Raw genomic sequence first — 6,409 nt, 5'->3', positions numbered from 1 at the left:
ATTGTAAATTATACTACTTAAAAGATCCATGACCGAAATTCCAAACGACCTTAGAATTTACCGTGGGTTGCAGTGCAAATAGACTTTCTAAAGTACATAATTCAGTAATGCACCTTTCAGACGGTTATTGTTATTGGGCCCACTTCGGGGATTTTCCTTTTCTATTTTCCAAGCCAATGCCAATTAGATTGCTTATAAAAATCTGAAACGAGTTAGTGGAACTGACAGTCTAGCAGTTAGAGATTTTCACTTGTTCTTATTTTTTTATTGCCTTGGCAACTTCGAGCTCGATAAACACAAGAATACCCACTATCATTATTTCCCCCAAAAAGTAAGCAACCCCCAATGCTGTGAGTTGCGCATAATATACCTGAACAAGGGTCAAAGTCAAGACACAATAGAGCAAATTGGCAATCCCAATTACCCTTATAAACGGCACCCAATGCCGCTTTAAGAAGAGAAAGCAAGCTGCAGAATAGAGACAAAAACAGGCAGATAAGATCGAAAGGTAAGTCAAAACCGAAACCGGCATTCCAATTGATTCATGGAAAGTTCTTAAGACCACAAACAAGGATAGCGTGGTGAGCAATGCCCCCACGCTATCCACCAAAAACAAAATCCTTGGCTTGCCTGTCAGTTGAATGATGATATTCTTAATGATTCTTTTCATCTCAATTTAGTATTCATCGACACGATGATAAATTCTCTTTCGATTAGCTGTCGACACATTTTATTTGTTTTCCACATATTCCAGAATATCTCCCGGTTGGCAGTCCAAAGCCTGGCAGATTGCTTCCAAAGTACTAAAACGTATGGCTTTCGCTTTCCCGGTTTTTAAGATCGAAAGGTTGGAAAGGGTCAGTTCCACTTTTTCTGACAGTTCATTGAGCGACATTTTCCGCTTTGCCATCATGACATCCAAATTCACTATGATCGGCATGGTTTATACGGTTAGGTCCTGTTCGTTTTGTAATTCTATTCCCTTTTTGAATATCGTCGCAATGACGTAGATGACTGCTGCCATCAATATAAAAGCCTGACTGTCTACCCAAAACTTATAGAGTTGGTCGATTTCATAACCCCTATGCAGCAGGTTTTTGGCCGTTTGCCGTGCTATAAAACTCAACATTCCAATGGAAAAAGTAAAGTAGCTGATCAATGAAATCTGTTCAGAAACAAAACTGCTGAATGGCTTAGCCAAGTCGAGTTTGATAAGCAATCTGATCACGATATAGAACATGACAGCCTTCATAACCGAAATGACCAAGATGAAACTGTACATGCCAAAATAGGCCCATTTGCTGCGGGCATACATGTCACTTAAGTCCAGTTTCTCATACAGGTAGGCGACAATTTCAGGTTTGAAGAGACTGTAAACAAAATTGACAATCAATGCGCCGGCTTCTATACACAGGCCTACGAAAATCAGCCAAGCCACAATATGGAGGACTACGAATATGAAGTTGTTTGTTTTTGACATTTTGTTAAATGTTTAAATTGATGTCACAAACATAATATATATTTATTGATAAACAATAAATATATATTTTTAAACAAAATATTTTTATTGAACATGAATGCATTAAACCTGACGGTTTGATTTTTTATTATCAGGCTGTTTTCACAATCAAAAAAATCGGGCATCAAAAAAAAATTACCAATTAAAAAGGATAAATGCCAGTATTTGACACCGGACCCATAAAAATAAAACGGCTGACCTATAGTCGGTCAGCCGGATTGATTTTTGAGAATTACTGCAAAGTTGTCCTTTTAAAAAACATCCTTGTGATAAATAGCCCCGTGCCGTCCTCTGTTCCGGCATGGCTTTCCACGCCGCTCGTCACGTAGGCCAAGGAATAGCCTTCCGATTCCAATTCCATGATTCTTGCCCCGATCATGGCGTCATTGGAGGCAATGTTCTGGAAATTGATCCCGACCCCGCTAAAAAAGTTGAGCAGCTTGGCTTCGTCAAAATTGTTTACTTTGAGTTCGCTGCGGCTTACCTCTCTTTGGGAGGAAGTTTTTCCGTCAGTTCTGGTCGTTCTAAACTGATCGGTATTTACTTCAGTCATGTTTTCCACCATCCTTGATCTACCGATTCCCATGGGGACTATGGATTCCACTACGGTGACGATTCTCCATTCATTAAAGGGTCTTGGTGCATTGTCTTGGGCTTGGGCACCAAACAAAAGGGCAGTAAACAGTAGAGAAAACAAAATGGATTTTTTCATAAAGAATAAATTTTTAAAAGGTTTTAAGTTTAATTAAAGAAATCACAAATGAGAAATACGCAGTTTGGATGAAAAGGATAGGGGGGACATGAAAATTTTCAATTCAATTTTTAATTTTCAGGGAAAAAAAGAAGTAGGTGAATCCGTCTTATGACACTTGCCAAACTAATTCCGAATTTTCGGACTAAAACTGAACCACATTTGTTAATGGTGGGGAGGAATGATCCCGAAGCTTCGGGAGGCCGGCACATGCATAGGGCGTGTTCATGTTTACCCTGTCTTGTCCCGATAACTCGGTCACCAACCATTTCAGACCAAACGTTATGCTCCACTTATTCGGTAAAGCAATCAGTAGAACCCAATTAGATCCTCGACATGATCGCTCACCGACCAATTACCTGTCCACATTTGAATTTTCCCACCAACGGTTGGTTGGGCTAAGGCCGGGTATGACTTTTTCACCCATTAGGGGTGTCACCAGTTCGAGGTTTTTAGCTGCCGCCATTTCAGCTACCATTTTGATGGATTCATCCCAAGGGTGCATGGCCAGATCAAAGACGCCCCAATGTATGGGAAACATGACTTGGGTGTTGATATCCTGACACAACTGAACGGCCTGATCCGGGAAGAGGTGGGTCAAAGGCCATCCTTTGTTCCAGCCATCTATTTCCACAAAAGCCAGGTCGAAAGGACCGTATTTTTCTCCTATGTCTTTCAGGTGCGTGCCGTAACCGGTATCGCCACTGACAAACAGGTTTTTCTCCGTACCCTTAATGGCATAAGAAGCCCAAAGGGTTTTGTTCCTGTCATTAAAACTCCTGCTCGTGTAGTGGATTCCTGGAAGGGCTGTGATTTGCAGGGAACCAACAGTCTTGGCCTCATGCCAACCCAATTCGCTGATGTTTTTTTTCTGAATACCCCAACTTTCCAACCGGCTGCCAACACCCAAAGGCACGATAAATTCAGTGTTTATAGATGCTAGGTATCTCATGGTAGCCGCCTCCAAATGGTCGTAATGGTCATGGGTAAGAACCACAATGTCAATCTCGGGCAGTTCCTCTCGTTTGATGGGAGAGTCATCAAACCTTCTCAATATTAAGGGTAGGGGACCTCCATTCTCAAAAACCGGATCGAACAAGATCCGCTTCCCGTCAAGCTCCAGGATAAAGGTGGAGTGCCCCAACCAATAGGCAGCAAAATCCGATGGGGTTTCTGAAAAATCAGATTTGGTAACCGTCTTTTTGGGTAGCGTAAACTCAGGCGCATTTGGGGATCTTTTAAAAAACCGTGCAGGACCTGAATCGCCTCCTGTCGTTTGGTCCGGATAATAAGGCAATGTCTCCGGACTGATAAACGCATCGGCATCTGCATCATAATAAGGCAACCCGGAGAACCTTGCCTTGCGGTCTTCCAAGGAATCCAAACTGCCCATCTGTCTGCTTACATAATATGCCAAGCTCCCCGTTACCACCAAAAGTATAACCAAGGTCCAAAGCACTATTTTCAATATTTTCTTCATTCGTATAAAGGGTTATTGGATTATTGGTGATTGAGTGTGATGATGTTGTATTAAAAGCCGAGATTGAAGTTATTTTCAATCTTTTGCAAAGTGTAAAATAAATAAGTGTTTTTTGATCATTAATTTATTTTAAAAAAATCATTTGTTTGTTTGAATCAGCTTTAAAAATACAACCAAGAAAAAGAAGAAAAACACCCAGTCGTTGATCCCATAAATCGAATAAAATATTCCTGCCATTTTATCTTTCTCAAAAACTTCTGAGACCTTGTTGTTGATCATCCAGTTTGTCCAATGTGAAGCATAAACCAATTTTTCAATGACAAAAACACCTATTAACCAAGGCACTTTATCAAAATTTTTGGATACTGATATAAAAGCAAATCCCCAAACCACAATCATCAACAGTCCAAAATTTGACATGGCTTGAGAATCATATTCTGGAATAACCGAATTGGTAAAAAACCTTGAAAATATTAAAACTCCAAAAATATTCATCAATCCAGAGAGTATAAATCCTTTTGTTGTGAATTGGTTTCTTACAGTCATTGTTTTGTTAGTTTTAAGATTTATGGTGATATAAGGTAGAGGGAATTAAATAGAACCTCAAACATTACGTGCAACATTGCGGATACTTTTTCAATATTGATGCTTCCCCACAGTCCAGCCATTCTCTTTTAAATGCTTATCACCGGATTCAATTGCCTCCTTTTCAAGTTCGGTCCCCATAGAATCATTCCATCGGTTTAAATACCCAAAAAGCGCTATCACGCCAAGAATTTCCACAATTTCTCCTTCATTCCAATACAACCTGAGTTTTTCGGCAACAGCATCATCCACAGCATTTGGAATCACAGAACTGGCAAATGCAAATTCCAGTGCCGCCCTTTCCGCTTCCGAAAACGCAGGATGTGTCCTGAAATCCCAGATATTTGCCAGCTTTTCCTCATCCGCACCATACCGCTCCGCAGCCCTGATGGTATGGGCCTGACAATACCTGCACCCTGCCACATTACTGCTGATGTATCCGATCAGTCTTTTGAGTGAACTTGTCACCCTGCCCTTATTTTCCATTACGGCTTTGTTGAGAGCAATGAAAGCGTAGGCAATGGAAGGTCGGTGATACATCGTTTTCACACTGTTGGGGCAAAAGCCCAATGTTTCATTAAAAAACCGGATCAAATCCTGGAAGTCCTTGTCTTCTTTTTCTGTGGAGGGGTGTACTAATGGTCTTTTCATAATTAGAATTTCAATTGATAAAAAAAGCAAATAAGGTCTTTTTTTCTAAAAACCTCCTCTTACCCGATATGGTAAAAGAGTAATTCCTTTGGTGTAGCTGGTCGGGCGCAAAACCTATTTCCTCCAAAGATTAGGCAAAAACTTCTCATGAAGCAAATGCCTCCAGGTAGACCAATCATGGCCTCCATATCCACCGACATAATATTCATATTTGATCTTATGCTTATCTAGCGCATCGGTCAATCCCTTTACCCTTGTACCAAAAAATCCCTTGGCTTCCTCGGTTCCCTGTCCAACAAACAAATAATCCACTTTGTCATTGACATCAGGAGTGTTGAGAAAGCCGCTTAAGGTTTTTTCAGCCTCATTATCCCCCGCACTCAGAATGCCGAAATTGGCAAACAGGTCCAATGAACCCAAACCAACAAACATGCTGTGACGGCCTCCCATAGACAAACCTGAGATTGCCCTTCCATTGGGAGTCTGTATCGTGCTGTAGCTTTTATCCACCAAAGGAATGACATGTGCCCTCATTTCCTTCTCGAAGATCTCAAAAGTCAACTCGGTATGCTTGGGATGATTTCGGTGAATAATCTGATTGTTTGGAATGGCAATGATCATGGGTTTGGCTTTTTCCTCGGCCAAAAGATTGTCCATGATAAAATTTACCCTGCCGTCATAGATCCAGTTGGATGGTAACTCACCACTTCCGCCCAAGAGATACAAAACCGGATATTTCTCGTTCGGATCATATCCCGGTGGCGTGTACACGTACATCTCACGCTCACCTTGGGTCACTGAAGAGTGATAGACATGCCGCGTGACATTACCATGGGGGACATCCTTGGCATCGTAGTAGGCAGGCCCATCTCCGTGCACAACCAACTGACTGTACGGAGGCATGGCTGTAAAGGCTGCATAAGTATTGTTGGGATCAGCCACCTGCACCCCGTCTATATTCAGGTGATAGGCATACATATTGGGCCTCAAGGGACCAACTGTCAAAGTCCAGATCCCGTCTTCTCCTTTGGTAAATGGAATCTGTTCATTCCCCTTTCCCAAACCGGTAAGCAACGCAACGCCAGCTAACTTGACCTCCTGTGCTTTTGGGGCTTTCAACCTGAAAGTAACCGTCCTGTCCTCATGGACCTCCGGTGAGTTGAGCGGTGCACTAAAAGGAATCAGTCCCTCGGTGTCTTTCTGTGGATTGTAATCCAGGTTGACATTGGCCTGCTGTCCATAAGCCATATAGGAAAGTAAGAATAAGAACAGTATGGCAAGTTCAAAAGCCAGGATTTTCTTGTATTTCGGGTTCATGGTCAAATTGGGTTTGTTATTTGAAGAGGAGGATATGGCTTACTTCAACTTCGCTCAGAACAGGTATTTGGTTATTGGGAGCGTGGAATTCCAATAGTTAAAAATA

Annotated in this window: 8 protein-coding genes; all 8 read right to left on the bottom strand. The window is 41.7% G+C overall.

Annotation, left to right across the window (positions count from 1 at the left end; translation table 11 throughout):
• Positions 1–256: 256 nt before the first annotated feature.
• On the bottom strand, positions 257–670 hold the full coding sequence (locus NU887_RS21005; protein ID WP_258425357.1) for a hypothetical protein: 414 nt from the start codon (positions 668–670) through the stop codon (positions 257–259).
• Positions 671–730: 60 nt separating this feature from the next.
• Positions 731–940 carry a helix-turn-helix domain-containing protein gene (locus tag NU887_RS21000; protein WP_258425356.1) on the bottom strand — a complete coding sequence of 70 codons (210 nt, stop codon included), beginning with the start codon at positions 938–940 and terminating at the stop codon, positions 731–733.
• A gap of 3 nt (positions 941–943) precedes the next feature.
• On the bottom strand, positions 944–1,480 hold the full coding sequence (locus NU887_RS20995) for a DUF2975 domain-containing protein (protein WP_258425355.1): 537 nt from the start codon (positions 1,478–1,480) through the stop codon (positions 944–946).
• Positions 1,481–1,751: 271 nt separating this feature from the next.
• Entirely contained in the window at positions 1,752–2,231 is a 480-nt protein-coding gene (locus NU887_RS20990; protein WP_258425354.1) for a hypothetical protein, read from the bottom strand.
• 394 nt (positions 2,232–2,625) lie between these two features.
• Positions 2,626–3,750: an MBL fold metallo-hydrolase gene (locus NU887_RS20985; protein ID WP_258425353.1), complete on the bottom strand. Its 1,125-nt coding sequence runs from the start codon at positions 3,748–3,750 to the stop codon at positions 2,626–2,628.
• A gap of 138 nt (positions 3,751–3,888) precedes the next feature.
• The gene (locus NU887_RS20980) at positions 3,889–4,296 is read right to left on the bottom strand and encodes a hypothetical protein (RefSeq protein ID WP_258425352.1); all 408 of its coding nucleotides are present in this window, start codon (positions 4,294–4,296) and stop codon (positions 3,889–3,891) included.
• Between the two features lie 90 nt (positions 4,297–4,386).
• Positions 4,387–4,986 (bottom strand): carboxymuconolactone decarboxylase family protein, encoded by a 600-nt coding sequence (locus tag NU887_RS20975; protein ID WP_258425351.1) that lies wholly within the window; start codon positions 4,984–4,986, stop codon positions 4,387–4,389.
• A gap of 114 nt (positions 4,987–5,100) precedes the next feature.
• Positions 5,101–6,303, bottom strand: coding sequence for an esterase (locus tag NU887_RS20970; protein ID WP_258425350.1), 1,203 nt, complete (start codon positions 6,301–6,303; stop codon positions 5,101–5,103).
• Positions 6,304–6,409: the final 106 nt, after the last annotated feature.

It is taken from the genome of Aquiflexum gelatinilyticum, assembly GCF_024741135.1.
GTDB classification, from domain to species: domain Bacteria; phylum Bacteroidota; class Bacteroidia; order Cytophagales; family Cyclobacteriaceae; genus Cognataquiflexum; species Cognataquiflexum gelatinilyticum.
This window is presented reverse-complemented; position numbering and strand designations above follow the sequence as displayed.